Below are 16,868 nucleotides of genomic sequence, written 5' to 3'. Positions count from 1 at the left end.
GGCATGATTAAACTTTTACCTGGGAATGGGTAAATGACTCGGCCGTGTGCTCATTGCCGCCCGCCTTCGGGCCTGGCTTCATTTCACGGAAAAACATTCGCCGATACTCAGAGGGTGAAGTGCCAAGGTGAACGCCGAACTGTTGTCTCAACGACAAAGGCGTTCCGAAACCCGCCTCACCGGCGACACACTCGATAGGTAAGTCGGTCGTTTCGAGCAGCTGTTGTGCTCTGGCGACTCGCTCAGCATTCAACCATTTTGAGACGGTGCTGCCGGTCGCCTCCCTAAATCGCCTGGTAAAAGTGCGCCGACTCATTTTCGCCATGTCCGCCAGCAAATCGAGCGACAGATCACTCGCAAGGTTCATTCGGGCCCACGCCAGTACATTAGACAAATGAGTCTCGCTAGACAGCTGCGGCACAGGATGCTCTACGTACTGAGCCTGGCCTCCCTGCCTGTGCGGCGGCGTCACCAGCATCTTCGCAGTGCGATTGGCAACATCAGCACCGAGTCGCTGACGTATTAGATGCAGACAACAATCAATTGCTGCCACAGTTCCCGCAGAGGTGATGATGTTGCCATCACTGACATACAGCACTTCAGGCCTGAAACGAACTTCTGGGAACCGTCGCCCAAACTCGTCTCTGACTGCCCAGTGAGTGGTTGCTTCTTTGCCATCAAGAAGTCCTGCATCGCCGAGCACGAATGCTCCCAGACATAGCCCGACGATGAGCTTGTCTTGGGCATTTGCACGCTGTAAGGCTTGCACAAGCTGCGCAGACGCTGCGACAGAATGATCGCCCCACGCCGGAATGACAATTACGTCGGATGTCTCCATCAGTTCCAGGCCATGATCGACCGCTAAGCCTATGCCTTGGTCGCTTATCACCATTCCCGGCGTCTCTGCACAGTAACTGACCTCGTAATGAGGTTCACCGGGGGCGGATTGAGCTGTTCCTAGCACCATTCCAGGCACGGAAAGATGAAACAGGCTGACACCGTCAAAAGCCAGAACAGCAACGCGTGTGGATTGCATCAGTCAGCCTCATATTCGAGAACAGCGCAGGTATCGTGGCCCAATTATATCGGAATCTGTCATTCAGGCCACTGTTGAGTCCCAGAGCATTGGGCAACAATAGAGTCACTGATGCAATAACAGGATTAACGAGATGAACTTTAAAACACTTCCAATCGCCCTTAGCCTTGCCTGCACTGCCGCGGCCTCACCCGCATTTGCGAGCTCCGACACTCCCAATTCCCCGGACGCGGCCCATAAAGTCGACTTGCAGCAAGTTCGTAACGCAACGGTAAAAATCTCCTACGGTGGCACAACCTTTCTGATCGACCCGATGCTGTCCCAAAAGGGAACCTACCCAGGATTTGAAAATACCTACCGTAGTAACCTGCGCAACCCACTTGTCGATCTGACCGAGTCGCCAGAAAAAGTAATCTCTGGTGTTGACGCCGTCATCGTCACTCATACGCATCTCGACCACTGGGATGATGCCGCACAAAAAGCGCTGCCGAAAGACATCCCGCTGTTCACGCAGCATGAGGACGATGCGAAGCTGATTCGCTCGCAAGGGTTCAAGAACGTACGCGTTCTGACAGACGAAGCGGAATTCGGCGGCGTCAAAATCACCAAAGCAGGTGGTCAGCACGGCACCGACGAAATGTATGCCGCTCCCCCACTCGCCAAACTTCTAGGCGAGGCCATGGGCGTTGTGTTTGAAGCGCCAGGCTACAAAACTCTCTACCTAGCCGGCGACACTATCTGGCGTAAAGAGGTAGACCAAACTATTGAGAAATATCACCCTGAAGTCATCGTACTCAACGCCGGGAAAGCGAAGGTAAACGGGTTCGAGGGCGCGATCATCATGGGTGAAGAGGATGTTCTGCGCGCTTCACAGGCCGCAAAAAACGCCAAAATTGTTGCCGTGCACATGGACGCAGTCAACCACATGTCGCTGACCCGCAAGGAATTGCGCACTTACGTCAAAGAGCACGGTATCGAGAGTCGCGTAGAGATACCCGAAGATGGCGCATCACTGGAGTTCTGACTTAAATTTTTTGAGGTTGGAAATGCAGGTGTTCTATCTGTCGACTTCAACCTTCAAGCCGCATGCTTAGCTCGGATAATTCGACCGGAGATCGTTCATGAAACGTGGCCTTGTAGTAGTTGACCTGCAAAATGAATACCTGCCCACAGGCAAATTACCGTTAGACGGCATCGTAGCTGCTGTAGCGAATGCTGTCCGAGTGATCAGCCACTCGCGCGATATAGGAGCTCCGGTTTTTCACATACGGCATGAGTCCAACGATGAACGCGCTCCAATCTTCGTCAAAGGCTCGAACGGTGCGCAAACCCAGCCCGCTGTTGCACCTCTGGGTAATGAGCCTGTGATTGTAAAAGCACACATCAACGCCTTCCGGGAAACGGATCTTAAGCAGCAGTTGGAAGCAGCGGACATCGAGGAACTCGTGGTAATCGGTGCAATGAGTCACATGTGCATCGATGCCGTAGTGCGCGCGGCGGCAGACATGGGCTACCCCGTTACGGTGCTGCATGACGCCTGCGCCACCCTGGATCTCACATTTGGTGGTGTTAACGTTCCTGCTGCTCACGCACACGCCACGATGATGGCAGCGTTCGAGTTCGGTTACGCCACCGTCAAGTCGGTGGAAGATTACCTCTCGGCCTGACCGCGTGACGACAAAACTTGCCGGGGCCCATTGGGCCCTGGCTTTCATCGTAAACGCATAAATAAGCTGATGGCGGCGGCAACCCTCCACGTTTCCATGGCCTCGGGATCGGTCAGGCTGACCTCTCGGAACTCTCCGTTCGCGCGTTAGCCGTCTATACCTATTTCTTTGAGCAACCCTTGCTTGCAGCTCAATAACTCCTCAACGTAAACACTGCGATTCCTTTCGAAACGCAATGTGGGGATGGGCATTGATATTGCGAAACGGCCTAACACGGTATCTAGCGCGACTGCTGTAGTGGTGATGCCCTCAATGAGTTCGCCGTGATCGCTTGAAAGCCCTGTTTTCCGAATATCGGCCAGCTGATTGAAAAGACTCTGGAATTCCGACGTGTTTCCCTGGGTAGCGCTTTCAGCTGCAAACAACTCTTTCACATCCTCATCTTGGTCTAAAGCGAGAAGAGCCCGTCCAGCAGACGTTCCATAGAGTGGCGTATCCAGTTGGCCAAGGCGTGGCATCACCTGCAACTCACGATCAGCAACTACACGATCCTCAACGATCAGTTGGATTCCGGCAGGTCTAGAAAAGACAACCGTCTCTTGAACCCTCTCGCTCAGCTTATGCAGCCAAGGGCGGACGACGGTCATACGGTCGACATGGGCGTTCGCGACGAGCCTCAACAAACCCGCGCCAAGGCTGATTCCGCCAGCGCCTTCAGTACGAATCATTCCCTGCTCTTCGAGCGCTCCTACGATGCGTTGCACCGTTGAGCGAGGCAAATCTACAGCTTGGGCTATTTCGCCCAAACTCATCCCGCCAGCGCTTCTTCCCAATACATTCAGAATTTTTGCCGCGCGTGCAATGACCTGAATACCCCCACTACGCTCATCGCTGACGCCTGCTTGAACCCGCTCGTCCATGGACACCTCCACTTTTTCGGTCACTGTATCATATTGCGATACAACATTATTTTTCGGTACAGTTACCGCATTGCGATACATCACAAGTGCGAGGCTGACGATGTTGCGTGAATTTTCAGTCGCAGGCCTGCTGATTACCCCAATGGTGATCTGCGTTGGCGCTGCGGCATCCCTGACCTGGATTACGTATGTGCTCATTCCGCAATGGGCAATACAGCAATGGATTTGGAAGCGCTCATGGCTGGGGCTTTCCCTATTCGTCTTCTACATCGCCAGCGCCCTCGCCTTTCTCGATGGTGGATGGAAATGAATTCGGCAATTCGGGTCTGCGTGACGTTACTGATCTCATGTTGCGCGGTGCTGGCGGGGTCGTGGACATGGAAGCACTACCAACTCTCACCCTGGACGCGAGATGGGCGAGTTCGGGCCGATGTAGTGGTCGTAGCACCCGATGTAGCGGGCTGGGTGACCAGGCTCGAAGTGCGAGACAACCAGGTGGTAAATAAAGGCGATCTGCTTTTTGAAATTGATCCCGTCCGTTATCGCTCCCTCGTGAACGAGTCGAAAGCCCGAATGGAACACTCAAAGCACGCTTGGGAGCTTGCAGCACTTCTGGAGAGCCGCCGTGTTCCATTGGCCAGGATCAACGCCATAAGCGCTGAGGATTTGGATAACGCCCACTCCCAAGTCTTGCTGGCCAAATCCCAATATGAGGTCAACAAGGCGCAGTGGGAAACCGCGAGGATCAACCTCGCCCGCACATCCGTGGTTGCGCCAGCTGACGGTACGATCACCAACGTCAGATTGCAGGAAGGCAACTACGTAGCCCAGGGGGCTCCCGCCTTCTCACTCATCAAAAACGATTCGTTTTACGTGACTGCCTACTTCGAGGAAACGAAGCTTCTCGATATACGTGAGGGGGATATGGCCGAGGTGTCGTTCATGTTCGGAGGGCCTTCGATTAGTGGCCGCGTCCAAAGCATCGCCAGAGGCGTCGCCAATACCAACACACAAGCAGATCCAATGTTGCTGCCTCAAGTACAGCAGGCATTCAACTGGGTGCGACTGGCGCAACGCATACCGGTCGACATAAAGCTGGAGGCGAACGCTGCGAGCACGCGCTTGATCGCTGGCATGAGCGCATCGGTGAGGATTCATCAGCGCCCCACTGAGAGGGGCAGACCATGAGAGACGCACTGAAGCACTACTTGGCGCCTGACTTGCGCAGCTTGGTATTCGCTTGCAAGGGGCTGTGTGCCGTTACGCTCGCTCTAGCGATTTCGATGAGCCTGGATCTGGACAAGCCATTCTGGGCGATGGTGGCGTCAATGATGCTCCAGGCTCGCCCCGAGGCCGGATTGGTCATCGAAAAAGCGGCATGCCTTGCTCTGGGATCAACGGTTGGCGCCGTGATAGCGGTACTGATCTTGGACAATTTGACGCCATATCCTGTGTTAGCTATTGGAGCACTCGCGCTGTGCGTTGCCGTCACTTCTACAATCGCCTCGACCATGCGGCATGTCAATTTTGTATTCGCAACGTCATTAGTGAGTGTTACAGCGATTCTGATTGTACTTTTCGCCTTGGCCGATCCTGCAAATACCAGCAGCGGATCGATCTTTATGGTGATTCGGGCTCGGTTGAGCGAAGTTCTGGTCGGAGCCAGCAGTGCCATCCTGACCAGCGTCCTGCTTTATCCCTTCAAGGTGCAGAAGGTGCTGGAGACGGGTATGAATCGCCTACGGGATTTGAGCCTCACCCACGTCTCGGCGATTCTTCACGCTCAATCAAATCCAGCAGCTGTCCATCAGCAGCGCATAGGCATCATCGCCTTGTCCACTTCCATAAACGATGACGCCAATGCAGGACGCTATGAACTGGCAAGCAATATCGATGCAGCCCTACTCGCCGCCAGCAACGCCTTGACCATCGTTGCATGGGGACAAACCATCGAGCGCATATTGAGTGATAACCCAAAGCGTTTATCGGAGATGCTGGCCCGTTTCGTCGATCACCACGCTCATGGCTGCAGCTCGCTCGAGGCAGAGAGCCTGAAGAAAGTATCCGAGGCACTTTCAGCGATGCATGGGGCCTGCGATTCAATCGCTGAAAGATCGCACGGGACGCAGCGCTTTCCACGGTTCAATCGACATCGTGACTGGCTCGTCGGACTGAGAGCGGCGCTGCGAAGCTCACTTGTTTTCCTGAGCGCTATCGCCATATGGATTCTGTCAGGCGAACAAGCCGCACTCATCATGATGATCGTGCTACCTGCCTTGCTCTCCCAGGCATTCTCCTCACACCCAGTGCCGCGCGTGGCAACCGCCAAGTTACTGGGGGGAGCCTTGATTGCCATCCCTATTGCCATCCTGTTTGTACTCAGTTCGCTTGCGCAGGGTTCGGGCGATTTCGAGATGTTGATACTGGTGCTTTCTGCACCTCTTTTTCTGGGGCTGATGAGCATGACTTCACCGTCACTCGCACCTTACGGTCTCGGTTTTTGCCTCACCCTGGCGGTGCTTGTTCAGCCAAGCAACTACATGACATTCGCAATTGATCAGTGCCTGTCCACTGGATTGGGAATCGCAGCAGGCCTCGGCTTGTTATACGCAGGATTTGATCTTATAGGGCCGCCCAAACATACATGGCTTCAGCGACGAGTTATCAGAGCACTCTACTTAGACCTGAAAGAGATGGGTAAGAAGGGGCGATCAGCCGATTGGCTCAACCAACGTGCAGCCGAGCGTCTTTCCTGTCTCGCTGCATACGAGCCGCAAACGCCGACCGGCAGGGCATTGACGCTGCGCGGGCTCAACTTACTCGAGTCTGGCCACCGCATGAAGCTCGCATCAGATGAACAATGAAAGCTTCGAATTTACCTCCACTCCTTAACACCGAACTCAAAGGTACTCCGAAATGCACAACCATCAGGCTGACGCAAACTACATGGGCGACCTGCAAGACGCCGCTCCCGAGATGGTCGCAGCTTTTTTCAACTTCGATAAAGCTGTCTTCAACAAGGATGTCGGCAGCCTTAACCTAGCCACACGGGAGCTGATCGCCGTGGGAGTAGCCGTCACTACACAGTGTTCCTACTGCATTGCCGACCATGCCAAGCGAGCAGTCAACGCGGGTGCGTCGAAGCAAGATGTGGCTGAAGCAATCATGGTGGCGACGGCCCTTCGTGCTGGTGGAGGTATTACCCATGGCTGGCAAGCGATGAAAAACATCGCTGACACGAAGTAGAGGCCGAAGAGCTTTGCCCAGACCATGAAAACCTAACGATTGAGGCAAAGCGGCTCTATTGTCAGAGAGATCGGGTACGAGCTTAAGGTTGAGCCGCCACCTGCAGCGCAGCCGACGCTCGTTACAATTGATCTCTCTTTTCCAAAGTAGTGACGCCCTGCCAAGCAGCACCGACTGGCAATACGGCGCAATCCTGGTGACTTTGAGCGTTGCGAACTCTCTAAGCCGTCGTGATATCGAAGCTCTCTGCAGCCGTTGCCGAGCTAAATGTAACGCCTATTGCCGCCAGGCAGCGCCTTCTCAACCTGCGTTCGAGGTAGGGCAATTCCTTGTTTTAGCGCTCAGGCAATCCGTCCATCAAAAAATCATGACGATGTTCCGAAAAAGCGCATAGATATCTATTGCGAGAGGGCGATCGAGTGCTCAAAATTGCTCCGTAAGTCGTCAGTGAACGTGTCCAGTCTTTGCCTCTTGGAATAGCTGTTTATGCGCCCCAAATCCATACAGTTCATCACCTACCCGAACGTAAGTTTGCTTGACTTGGCAGGGCCTCTCGACGTGTTCACGGCAGCCAACCGCTTCTCCCGCCAAAACCATCAACCGTATACGATTTCCATTTTAGCGTTAGATCCAACCACTGAGATATGCTCAAATTTCTCAATAAACACTGAAACGCTGCAAGCAGAAACCTCTTCACCGCACACCTTAATTGTACCCGGCGGACCAGGCATATATGATTTCTGTAAAGACCCGAAGTTCGTCACACACTTCATAAACCATGTAGACAAAGCCGAGCGCCTGATTTCTGTTTGCACTGGTATATTCGCACTAGCCTGCGCCGGAAAACTTGACGGCCGGAAAGCAACCACTCACTGGTCGGCGTACGACGAACTGGAAAGAAACTTTCCATCAATAATAATTAAACGAGGCCCAATATTTATTAATGATGACCACATATGGACATCAGCAGGTGTGACATCAGGGATTGATCTAGCATTATCGATCGTCGAGAAAGATTTGGGACATACCGTTGCGCTGGAGGTTGCTCGATATCTGGTAATGTTCCTCAAACGCCCTGGAGATCAGAATCAATTCAGCTCTTCCCTAACCCTGCAATCGAAGAGCAGTCAATTCTCAGATTTGCATGCATGGATTAGTGAAAACCTAAGCACCGATTTAACAGTACCAGTGCTCGCAAACTTCATGAATATGAGCGAAAGAACCTTCATACGCAAATACTCGGAATCGATGCAAAAAACACCAAGCAAAATGGTGGAACTGCTCCGACTAGACGCTGCCCGCGATATGCTTACAAGCTCAAACAAACCACTCAAAACCATAGCCCAGTACTGCGGGCTAGGTAGTGAATCAACCCTCATCAGAAGGTTTGTGAAGAATTTTGGCATCACCCCCAAGGAGCATCGCGCACGCTTCAATTCGACCGAATAACGTTGCCAACGCTCACTACGCAGCGATATTTTTGGCAAAAAACGCCTTCCCCAATCCTGAGCGTCATCTCACCTATCAATAGCAAAGAGCTAAATAGCTTGATCGCCTTGAAGCGACATCCGCCAAAATCTGGCGGACATGATCAATATTTTGTCATTTCCTCATGAAAAATTTTCTTTAAATTACCCCACCTCAAATAGCCTGTTCAGAGGCGACAGAGACTAAGACTTGGAGATCAAACCTTAGCATCTAACACCGTATAGATAACACGCTTGGATACCTTCCTTCATGTTCAGCGTCAGAGACTCCCCCATGTCCAAACTGGCAATCAACACAATCGAGCTACAAGTAAAATTGGATAACAACCTGCACATGGAGATCTTATCGCGACTAAAAAACATAAAAAGACTTTCGCCACAATGCGTTGAGTACGATCTCACGCAAAGTACAAACCTCAACAGCTGGATTATAAAATTCACTTGGATTGATGCAGCCTCAATGCATAATCACTTTTCCTCTGAATCATTGCAGACCCTTCTAACGTTATTAGCTTCCAGATGTACGAAACTTTACTTTGAAAAAACCTTGAACACTGAAGGGTAAGACTACTCCGCGGCTCTGAGAAGGCGCTGCCACAAACCAAAATCCAAAAATCCTCCGAGCTCCGCATGTACTCACAGTTCGTACGCGGCCCCGATTTGATATGCACTCGCGCATGAGTCCAAGACGATCCTTAAACAGTCGCAGGACGCAGTTGCCCGCACCTCCTGGCAAAGTCATGACGGCGACTCGTGTCTGGAGATTGTGTGCTGTCTGATCTGCGTTTAATGTCATGCCGCGAACGCGTGATCACCAGAAATTGTGGAACGCCTTCACATAAATTCTGCGCGCAGCGTTGTGGGCGCCCCCCCCTTCGGCAGATTTGGACTTACCGGGTCAAAGCACTCGAAAGTCGGCATAATCGACTTCGACAAAAATCTTCGTGCCGCAAAATCCGGAACAATTTAAAGGGATCAATACCAATCATGAAAGACGCCACCATCGCGCTGCACCATGGCTTCAAGTCGGACCCGACCACCAAGGCTGTCGCAGTGCCTATTTATCAGAATGTTGCTTTCGAATTCGATAACGCCCAACACGGTGCTGACCTATTCAACCTGGACGTGCCGGGCAACATTTACACCAGAATCATGAACCCCACCAATGATGTGCTGGAACAAAGGATGGCCGCCCTCGAAGGCGGCGTGGCAGGGCTGGCCGTATCGGCCGGCAGCGCGGCAATCCATTATGCGATCCAAACGTTAACCCGCGCAGGTGACAATATCGTCACCACTCCACAGCTCTATGGCGGCACCTACACTCTCTTCGCACACCTGTTGCCAAGCTTTGGCGTGGATGTGCGTTTTGCCCGAGATGACTCTGCCGAGGCTATCGCCGAACTGATCGACGACGACACCAAGCTGGTGTACTGCGAAAGCATCGGCAACCCGGCGGGTAACATCATTGATCTCGAAGCCCTGGCTGAAGCTGCTCACACCCGCGGCGTACCGCTGATGGTCGACAACACGGTGGCTACGCCTATCCTCTGCAAGCCGATTCAGTTTGGGGCCGATATCGTTGTGCATTCCGTGACCAAGTACGTCGGCGGACACGGCAATTCCCTGGGCGGTGTGATCATCGACAGCGGCAATTTCCCTTGGACCCAATACCCGGAAAAATTCCCCAGCCTCAACCAGCCCGAGCCGGCGTACCATGACGTGATTTATACCGAGAAGTTCGGGCCCGCCGCCTTCATCGCGCGCGCACGCACAGTGCCATTGCGCAACACCGGCGCGGCACTGGCACCCATGAACGCGTTCCTGCTGCTGCAAGGCCTGGAAACGCTCGCGCTGCGCATGGAGCGTCACACCGACAACGCCCTGAAAGTTGCGCAATTCCTGCAGAGCCATGCTGAAGTGGAATGGGTCAGCTACGCCGGTCTCCCGGACCATCCTCATCACGCACTGGCACAAAAATACATGCAGGGTAAACCGTCGGCGATCCTATCGTTTGGTTTGAAGGGCGGCTATGACGCAGGCGTGCGCTTCTATGATGCTCTGCAAATCTTCAAGCGACTGGTCAACATCGGTGACGCCAAGTCGCTTGCCTGCCATCCGGCTTCCACTACCCATCGGCAAATGAACCAGCAGGAACAAGCAAAGGCTGGCGTGAAGCCCGAAATGATTCGTCTGTCGGTAGGCATCGAGGCGATTGAAGACCTTATCGACGATCTGAGCCAGGCGCTGGGCTCGTCTCAAATGTGAGGCGAGAAGGTCGGCTAGGGCGTTATATCCTATCCGCATTGCTCATTCAGTAGGCGGCCATAGGTTCTGCGAAGCCGCAGATGTACTGTGTGGTGATGCCCTTTGCTTGACTACAATCGCCGTATATTCACTGTTCTAAATTTTTCGCGAACGTCGCCAAGTCCCGGAGAAACAGTTCGGGCACCTGGCGCCGTCGCCCTCCTCTGATACCATCGACCCAATCCTAATAATGGCGAGCCCGAAGTCCAATATGGCGTAAAAAATCAATATTTTGACATTTTTGCGAGAAGCGAACGTAGCATCATGATAAAAATAGAGTTTTATTTTATAAATTGCATCCATTGATAATAATATCAGATAAATCTGGCCCATAAGAGCATTATACAAAAAAACAACCTCGCGGTTTAAAACTTGCAACCCCGTCAACGCCGCGGACCTCAACCCCATTTTTTTCTGCCAAGCTCAAGAGAACTCACACGACGAATAACAAATCCCACAAACACACCAATAAATCACCTCTTCTACAATCATACAAAATATAAATACACCATTACGAAACGATCATCATATATCTCAACCGTGGCGACAACCCCCTCTCTTTAAGACTCGGGATTCGCAGCACACCAAATAACCATACGTTCACTTGCAAGCTAAGGAGCAAAACATCTCAATGGAGTGATTCGTTATGTACGCAAACCAAAGCTGTAACCTTTATGCAAAACTCTTTTACAGACCCGTTGATGCAGCCTTGCGCTGGTGCAACTTGACCACCTATGAAAGAGAAATACTCGAAGTGGCTCAGCACTGTCCAAGCAGGCTCAAAACTAATTTCCCGCAGTGGCCCTGCCTGCATGTAAACACGGAAAAAATTCTCGATGCCATTCAACATGGGGAGCTCGCTTATGGATGTTTCGGCGTACCGGTGGCCATTGGCACTCCCGTTAATTACGACCACATAACCGTCCGTCACACTGATCTAAAATGTTGGATGTCGCGATATTATCCTGATCAACGACCAGAGTTTCTCTTTGGGGAGCCCCTCCATCAAAAAAATGGCATTAGCATTGAAACATACTTAGAATTGCAAGCGGATCGAGAAGCACTGCAAGTAAAACTAAAGGCTTTGGAGGCAGCTCATGAGCAATTACTTAGCGATCTAGAAGCCATTGGACTAGAAAGAAAGAACATACATCACTTGCTCAAGACTAATCATAAAGTCAGCGATCGTAGCGAAGCCGTTTATCTAAACATTATCGGGTCGATGGTCAACCTGTTTCTCGATAAGTCCCCGTCTGGAAAACCATTGTCAGTTTTCCAATCCCAAGCGGCCATCGTTGACGCGCTAACCGCTCACTATAAAAACGTACCGGGCATAACCAAGCGTACGTTGGACGAAAAATTTGCTGCTGGTAAGCGCAGCCTCATAAATCAATGAGACGGATTGCGCTGCAATCACTCCCGTTGCGGCGCAATGACTCTCGTCCTTTTTTGCTATTCAATTCTGGTCACTTCTCACTACGCGCACGCAGCGCCACGGAGTGTCGACATGTTATCCCAAACCGCCCCGAACGCTTCTGATAATCAACCATCGCTAGAGCGTCATATCATGCGGCGTGACGAGGTGGAGCGAAAAACCGGCTTCAAGCGCGCGCACATCTACAACTTGATGAAGGAAGGTAAATTCCCTCAAGCCAAACGCATTGGGCTGCGCGCAGTTGGCTGGGACTCGCTGGAGATCGAGCAATGGATCAATGAGCGTTTGGCGCAGCAGGCCTGATGCCATGCGCGTGGTATCAGTGGTGTCCACCAAAGGTGGCGTAGGCAAAACCACAGTAGCCGCCAATCTCGGCGGTCTTCTGGCGGATGCGGGTCTACGCGTGCTACTGCTCGATCTGGATAGCCAACCCACCCTCTCCAGCTATTACGCCTTGAGCCAAAAGGCTGTTGCTGGCGCCTACGAACTCATTGCTTTCAACTTAACAACGCCTGCGCAGATTGTTTCCAAGACCGTGATTGCGGGGCTTGACCTCATCATCTCCAACGACGCTCAAGGCCAGTTGAGTACATTACTGCTACACGCCCCTGACGGGCGATTACGGCTACGCAATTTGCTAGACGATTTTCGCCCCCGTTATGACCTGCTTGTGATCGACACCCAAGGCGCACGTAGCGTGCTGTTGGAGATGGCCATCCTCGCCTGCGATATCGCCCTCTCCCCCATCACACCGGAAATGCTAGCCGCCCGCGAACTGAGTCGCGGCACTTTGAGACTGTTCACTGACCTCGAACCATTTCGTCACTTGGGTATTACGCTGCCACCGTTGCGACTACTGCTGAACCAGGTAAATAGCATCCGAGTAGACACGCGAATGATCATTCGTGGCCTGCACGAGTCATTCGCTGGAGCTCCCAACATTTCTGTTCTAGACACCGCAGTTCCAGACCGAGTGGCTTACCTCAATGCCGCCTCTCTTGGTCTACCAGCCCACCGAATCGAGACTCGCCAGTCACATGAACGACGCTCGCAATCAGCGCTGAAAACCATGCAAGCGCTGGCCATCGAGTTGTTTCCGGAATGGCGCGAGGCGATTTCTAGGGTTAGCAGATACGCAGAGGTTCGATAAGGCGAATACCGAAACCGGTATTTCTCGCCAGGTCATTTTGTTTGTTCAACCTCAAGGCCAACAGCGTTTGGCGAGGAGTCTTTTGATGTTGGATCAGTTTCCCATCATCGTTCAGCCATCCATACGACAAGATCATCCGCCTAGCGAGGAATATTGCACCGTGGTCTTTCGCCTGCAGCGTGGGCGCTCGGCCATGGGTCGGTTTCTCGCGGAACTGTCTCGGCATTTCGAAGGTTCGGGTACAGCCGAGATCGTTAAGTTCGAGGTCGGTGACCATTTGCATAACCGGCGTTAACTGAGGCTGTTCAAATGAAGAAGCTCAGTCAGGAGGAGATTACCGAAAAACTAAACCTGGACCATTTTCCTCGGGGTCCAGAACTGGAGCGGCTATCCGATCCAATCATCGATACCCCCATGCTGGTCACGCTGGAGCAGTTGCGGCCCTACGAGCACAACCCGCGCTTCATCCGTAATCCGCTTTATGACGACATAAAGGCTTCCATCCGTGAACGCGGGCTGGACCAACCTCCACCGATTACCCGCCGCCCGGGTGAACCTCACTTCATCATCCGCAACGGCGGCAATACGCGCTTGGCGATTCTTGGTGAGCTGTGGCAGGAAACCCGCGACGAGCGTTTCTTCCGCATCCATTGCCTGTTCCGCCCCTGGACCGATGAAATCAGCGCCCTCCTCGGTCATCTGGCCGAAAGCGATCTGCACGGTCAGCTCACCTTCATCGAGCGTGCTCAGGCAGTGGCCAAACTCAAGACCATGCTTGAATCAGATGGCGCAACACTCTCACAACGTGAGCTGGCGCGACGCCTAGCTGGTGGGGGCTACCCCATTTCACAGTCGCACATCAGCCGGATGCTGGACACTCTTGAACATTTATTGCCCGCCATTCCACAAACCCTGTATGCCGGGTTGGGGAAACCAAAAATTGAACGCCTAATTGGTCTGCGTAGCCAGGCTGAAAGAACCTGGAATCGTTATCCATCCGACGCCATTGTGTTTACCGAGTTTTGGCTCGACACCTTAGGGCAATTTGATGCCGACCCAGAGTCCTTCAACCTTGAGCAAATCCAGGATGAGCTGCTCGAACGCATGAGCCGCTTACTCGGCCAGTCCTACCGCATGTTGGCCCTTGAGCTGGGCGATACCCACCGGGTTATCCGGGCGCCCGACGTTGTCGTCACGCCCCCGGAGAGCAACCCTCTGCAGAGCGTCAATGAGCCCGCGGCCGAGCCTCCCCCTCCGAGCCGCATTCCAAATCAGCTGAAACCAAGACCCCGGCCGAAACAGCGCGAGAGGAACAGCTCACGCTGCCCGTAACGAATGTCGTATCAGCAGTCAGCCCTCCGTCACGTGTCCAGCAGATCCGCGGACAGATTGATCGCGCCACTGCCTCCGAACCAACAAAAACCGTCGCAACCTGTCCGATCGACGACATCTGGATCATCGCACCAACACTGGATACCCCCGAACAACTGCGCTTAGCCATCGCCGGTCTGGCTCGGGAACTGGCAGCCTATGCCGGACGTCCCGAGAGCATCATCGATCAGCAGCAAGGATTGGGTTTTGCTCTAGATATGGAGCGGGTAGATCTTGCGACACCTCGTTCGACGGGCGTTCATCTTCTGCTCCTGGCCCTATTGCGCGCCCAAGACGAAGTGAACTGGGAGGATCGCAAGCAATTGCCCTCAGCCCTTTTCGGGCAACTGCTATTGGGGGTCTATCAACTCCCGCTGGCCGATCGTCCCGCCGTGGACGTAGGACTGGAGCGACTGCCCGACTACCTGTTAATCAAACTGTATCGCCTCATTCGCTTAGCCCGGCGCCTAATCGACTTAACGCTTACCCATGAAGACGACTCACCAAGGGAGCTGTCATGAACCTGTCCTTCAATGTGCTCAACCAGGCCATGCTGACCCAGATCCTTCACGAGTTGCGCCTGGGTAACTTGCAACGCTGCAAGGCCCTCGGACTGGGTGAAGACGAGATCTACCTGTTGCAATCCTTACCGCCGACCACACTGTCACGCCTGGCCCATGCCACCGTCCCCTGGGTTGAGGTCAAGATTGATTCGCCGGTGCTGCATCGGTTGATCGACCAGGCCGAACGCGACGAACAGAACGAGCGGCTGATCAACCGAGCGCTCAAGCTCGGTGCCAGCAGTACCATCATGTATCAGTGCTTCGGCTTGGCGCATTCGGAAACCGCCCTGCGTCGACGTCTGCTCAAGATAGAAACCCGTAAGGGCCGTCCCCAGAACTTGAGCGAGGCGCAGGAACATGCACTCTGGCAGCGTTGGTGCCAACTACGCGATCAGGACGGTGCTGAGGATCAGCTCGACGCCATGATGATGCTGGCGGAGGAGCAACAGATCAGCTTGACCATCGTTTGGCAGCAGATCGACCATTACAGCAACGGAACATGAACACTGTCCCGTCCGGTCGCTGGCAGCGTGTCCTGCAGCAATGCACCCAACAACTAAGTGAACGTTGGCCCGCACGCCCCACCTGTGAACCTCCTTCCAACCAGTCACTGCAGGCGGGCTTTTTGTTCAGTGGCCAATCTCACGAAGTCGTGCCGCGTCGCTTGCTGCTGGATAGTCGGCTAACGCCATTGGAACGGAATGCCTGGCAGGTGTTTCGACTCATGCTACACGGTCAGGGCGTCGTCACACCGCGCTATGAAGATCTGCAGCCTTATCTGTCGAGCGTGCCCTACGGTACGTCAGCCTCCCGTGAAACCATCGCTCGCGTCTTGACGATGCTCAGGCTGACGCGCTGGCTTAGCTTGGTGAGTCGTGGCCGCGATCAGTTCAGCGGACGCCTGCAAGGTTCTTTGTACGTCCTGCACGATGAGCCGTTGACACCCGCCGAAGCCATGGAGCTGGATCAGGATTATCTGGAGCTGGTCGGACATGCCCTCACCCATGCAACCAAGGCTGTGCGAATTGTCGCTCAGCATGTTTTGGAAGAGATTCGTCAGGACACTGATATCGATTTGGGTCGACTCCCCACCCGGCTCGACAGTTTGAGCGAGCATTGGACACAACAAGGATTGGATAAGGCGCCCGATGAAGCGTTACACGATCCCGAACGGGGTGGCGATCACCGCGTTCGGAATCATGCGGGACCTCGTTCGGATTCCGAACCGGGTCTGAACGCCCATGTTTCCGGCACCGTTCGGAATCCGAATGCCGCCTGTACTGTATTAAAAGAAAGTATATGTACTGTACCGCGCGCGACCCCAGCAGTGGATAACCTGCACTGGCCTGATCCGTTGCACCTGAGTCTGAGCGAGCGGCAGGCCGTCACCGTGACGCTGAACAAGCTAAAACCAGCAGATCGGCAGGCGGTGCTCAACGAAGCGGGCGCGCGATGTGCGGCGGGCGGCGTCCGCAAACCCGCGGCGTATCTGATGGGCCTGATCCAGCGGGCGCTCAGTGGCGATTTCCGCCCTTGGGCAGGTCAGGCTGAATCGTTACCCATGACAGAGCCGCCACCCGCTCCCCCGCGCCAACTTAGGAAAAAGGGCGAACCCGCCTCTGCCCTCGCCCAAGCGTGCCTGGATGAACTACGCCAGCTGCGCAGCAAACGCCCTGGACGTCAGTAGAT

Annotated in this window: 15 protein-coding genes and 1 pseudogene; 14 read left to right on the top strand and 2 right to left on the bottom strand. The window is 53.7% G+C overall.

Annotation, left to right across the window (positions count from 1 at the left end; all coding sequences use genetic code 11):
• Positions 1 to 7: 7 nt before the first annotated feature.
• On the bottom strand, positions 8 to 1,036 hold the full coding sequence (locus KI235_RS11095; protein WP_025214446.1) for a helix-turn-helix domain-containing protein: 1,029 nt from the start codon (positions 1,034 to 1,036) through the stop codon (positions 8 to 10).
• A gap of 133 nt (positions 1,037 to 1,169) precedes the next feature.
• Here KI235_RS11095 and KI235_RS11090 point away from each other — a divergent pair, with 133 nt between their 5' ends.
• Both KI235_RS11090 and KI235_RS11085 read left to right on the top strand, forming a co-directional pair.
• Complete coding sequence (locus tag KI235_RS11090) at positions 1,170 to 2,060, top strand: MBL fold metallo-hydrolase (protein WP_025214447.1); 891 nt, start codon at positions 1,170 to 1,172, stop codon at positions 2,058 to 2,060.
• Between the two features lie 97 nt (positions 2,061 to 2,157).
• A complete protein-coding gene (locus KI235_RS11085) occupies positions 2,158 to 2,703 on the top strand; it encodes a cysteine hydrolase family protein (protein WP_025214448.1) in 546 nt (181 codons plus the stop codon).
• A gap of 146 nt (positions 2,704 to 2,849) precedes the next feature.
• Here KI235_RS11085 and KI235_RS11080 read toward each other — a convergent pair whose 3' ends face one another.
• On the bottom strand, positions 2,850 to 3,821 hold the full coding sequence (locus tag KI235_RS11080) for an IclR family transcriptional regulator (protein ID WP_244864292.1): 972 nt from the start codon (positions 3,819 to 3,821) through the stop codon (positions 2,850 to 2,852).
• Positions 3,822 to 3,929: 108 nt separating this feature from the next.
• On the opposite strand from KI235_RS11080, the gene KI235_RS11070 reads away from it, so the two are divergent.
• The 12 genes and pseudogenes from KI235_RS11070 to KI235_RS11020 all read left to right on the top strand — a co-directional run bounded on the left by KI235_RS11070 (position 3,930) and on the right by KI235_RS11020 (position 16,866).
• Entirely contained in the window at positions 3,930 to 4,811 is an 882-nt protein-coding gene (locus tag KI235_RS11070) for an HlyD family secretion protein (RefSeq protein WP_025214451.1), read from the top strand.
• The gene (locus KI235_RS11065) at positions 4,808 to 6,487 is read left to right on the top strand and encodes an FUSC family protein (protein ID WP_212795714.1); all 1,680 of its coding nucleotides are present in this window, start codon (positions 4,808 to 4,810) and stop codon (positions 6,485 to 6,487) included. Before KI235_RS11070 ends, KI235_RS11065 begins: the two co-directional genes overlap by 4 nt.
• A 52-nt stretch (positions 6,488 to 6,539) precedes the next feature.
• Positions 6,540 to 6,869, top strand: a complete 330-nt coding sequence (locus KI235_RS11060) for a carboxymuconolactone decarboxylase family protein (protein ID WP_025214453.1) — start codon at positions 6,540 to 6,542, stop codon at positions 6,867 to 6,869.
• A gap of 486 nt (positions 6,870 to 7,355) precedes the next feature.
• Positions 7,356 to 8,318 (top strand): helix-turn-helix domain-containing protein, encoded by a 963-nt coding sequence (locus KI235_RS11055; protein ID WP_025214454.1) that lies wholly within the window; start codon positions 7,356 to 7,358, stop codon positions 8,316 to 8,318.
• 1,025 nt (positions 8,319 to 9,343) lie between these two features.
• Positions 9,344 to 10,621, top strand: a complete 1,278-nt coding sequence (locus KI235_RS11050) for an aminotransferase class V-fold PLP-dependent enzyme (protein WP_053187176.1) — start codon at positions 9,344 to 9,346, stop codon at positions 10,619 to 10,621.
• 685 nt (positions 10,622 to 11,306) lie between these two features.
• A complete protein-coding gene (locus KI235_RS11045; protein WP_025214456.1) occupies positions 11,307 to 12,056 on the top strand; it encodes a hypothetical protein in 750 nt (249 codons plus the stop codon).
• Positions 12,057 to 12,167: 111 nt separating this feature from the next.
• Complete coding sequence (locus KI235_RS11040) at positions 12,168 to 12,398, top strand: AlpA family transcriptional regulator (RefSeq protein WP_025214457.1); 231 nt, start codon at positions 12,168 to 12,170, stop codon at positions 12,396 to 12,398.
• A 4-nt stretch (positions 12,399 to 12,402) separates the two neighbouring features.
• Positions 12,403 to 13,245, top strand: coding sequence for a ParA family protein (locus KI235_RS11035; RefSeq protein ID WP_081352467.1), 843 nt, complete (start codon positions 12,403 to 12,405; stop codon positions 13,243 to 13,245).
• An 85-nt stretch (positions 13,246 to 13,330) separates the two neighbouring features.
• Positions 13,331 to 13,540 carry a hypothetical protein gene (locus KI235_RS30675; protein WP_348532469.1) on the top strand — a complete coding sequence of 70 codons (210 nt, stop codon included), beginning with the start codon at positions 13,331 to 13,333 and terminating at the stop codon, positions 13,538 to 13,540.
• A gap of 14 nt (positions 13,541 to 13,554) precedes the next feature.
• Positions 13,555 to 15,137 (top strand): annotated as a pseudogene (locus KI235_RS11030) (ParB family protein).
• On the top strand, positions 15,134 to 15,682 hold the full coding sequence (locus KI235_RS11025) for a DUF2857 domain-containing protein (RefSeq protein WP_039011304.1): 549 nt from the start codon (positions 15,134 to 15,136) through the stop codon (positions 15,680 to 15,682). Before KI235_RS11030 ends, KI235_RS11025 begins: the two are co-directional and overlap by 4 nt.
• Positions 15,679 to 16,866: an STY4528 family pathogenicity island replication protein gene (locus KI235_RS11020; RefSeq protein WP_212795713.1), complete on the top strand. Its 1,188-nt coding sequence runs from the start codon at positions 15,679 to 15,681 to the stop codon at positions 16,864 to 16,866. The genes KI235_RS11025 and KI235_RS11020 overlap by 4 nt, the downstream gene beginning before the upstream one ends.
• The last annotated feature ends 2 nt before the right edge of the window (positions 16,867 to 16,868 follow it).

This window comes from Pseudomonas sp. St386, from assembly GCF_018325865.1.
GTDB lineage: Bacteria > Pseudomonadota > Gammaproteobacteria > Pseudomonadales > Pseudomonadaceae > Aquipseudomonas > Aquipseudomonas brassicacearum.
Note: the sequence above shows the minus strand (reverse complement) of the source record. Positions and strands in the feature narration are given on the sequence as shown.

What these genes read in the sequence shown, in the direction of transcription:
- KI235_RS11095 (WP_025214446.1), bottom strand. Translation starts at nt 1,036, where the DNA reads ATGCAATCCACACGCGTTGCTGTTCTGGCTTTTGACGGTGTCAGCCTG.
- KI235_RS11090 (WP_025214447.1), top strand. Translation starts at nt 1,170, where the DNA reads ATGAACTTTAAAACACTTCCAATCGCCCTTAGCCTTGCCTGCACTGCC.
- KI235_RS11085 (WP_025214448.1), top strand. Translation starts at nt 2,158, where the DNA reads ATGAAACGTGGCCTTGTAGTAGTTGACCTGCAAAATGAATACCTGCCC.
- KI235_RS11080 (WP_244864292.1), bottom strand. Translation starts at nt 3,821, where the DNA reads ATGAGCACATACGTAATCCAGGTCAGGGATGCCGCAGCGCCAACGCAG.
- KI235_RS11070 (WP_025214451.1), top strand. Translation starts at nt 3,930, where the DNA reads ATGAATTCGGCAATTCGGGTCTGCGTGACGTTACTGATCTCATGTTGC.
- KI235_RS11065 (WP_212795714.1), top strand. Translation starts at nt 4,808, where the DNA reads ATGAGAGACGCACTGAAGCACTACTTGGCGCCTGACTTGCGCAGCTTG.
- KI235_RS11060 (WP_025214453.1), top strand. Translation starts at nt 6,540, where the DNA reads ATGCACAACCATCAGGCTGACGCAAACTACATGGGCGACCTGCAAGAC.
- KI235_RS11055 (WP_025214454.1), top strand. Translation starts at nt 7,356, where the DNA reads ATGCGCCCCAAATCCATACAGTTCATCACCTACCCGAACGTAAGTTTG.
- KI235_RS11050 (WP_053187176.1), top strand. Translation starts at nt 9,344, where the DNA reads ATGAAAGACGCCACCATCGCGCTGCACCATGGCTTCAAGTCGGACCCG.
- KI235_RS11045 (WP_025214456.1), top strand. Translation starts at nt 11,307, where the DNA reads ATGTACGCAAACCAAAGCTGTAACCTTTATGCAAAACTCTTTTACAGA.
- KI235_RS11040 (WP_025214457.1), top strand. Translation starts at nt 12,168, where the DNA reads ATGTTATCCCAAACCGCCCCGAACGCTTCTGATAATCAACCATCGCTA.
- KI235_RS11035 (WP_081352467.1), top strand. Translation starts at nt 12,403, where the DNA reads ATGCGCGTGGTATCAGTGGTGTCCACCAAAGGTGGCGTAGGCAAAACC.
- KI235_RS30675 (WP_348532469.1), top strand. Translation starts at nt 13,331, where the DNA reads ATGTTGGATCAGTTTCCCATCATCGTTCAGCCATCCATACGACAAGAT.
- KI235_RS11025 (WP_039011304.1), top strand. Translation starts at nt 15,134, where the DNA reads ATGAACCTGTCCTTCAATGTGCTCAACCAGGCCATGCTGACCCAGATC.
- KI235_RS11020 (WP_212795713.1), top strand. Translation starts at nt 15,679, where the DNA reads ATGAACACTGTCCCGTCCGGTCGCTGGCAGCGTGTCCTGCAGCAATGC.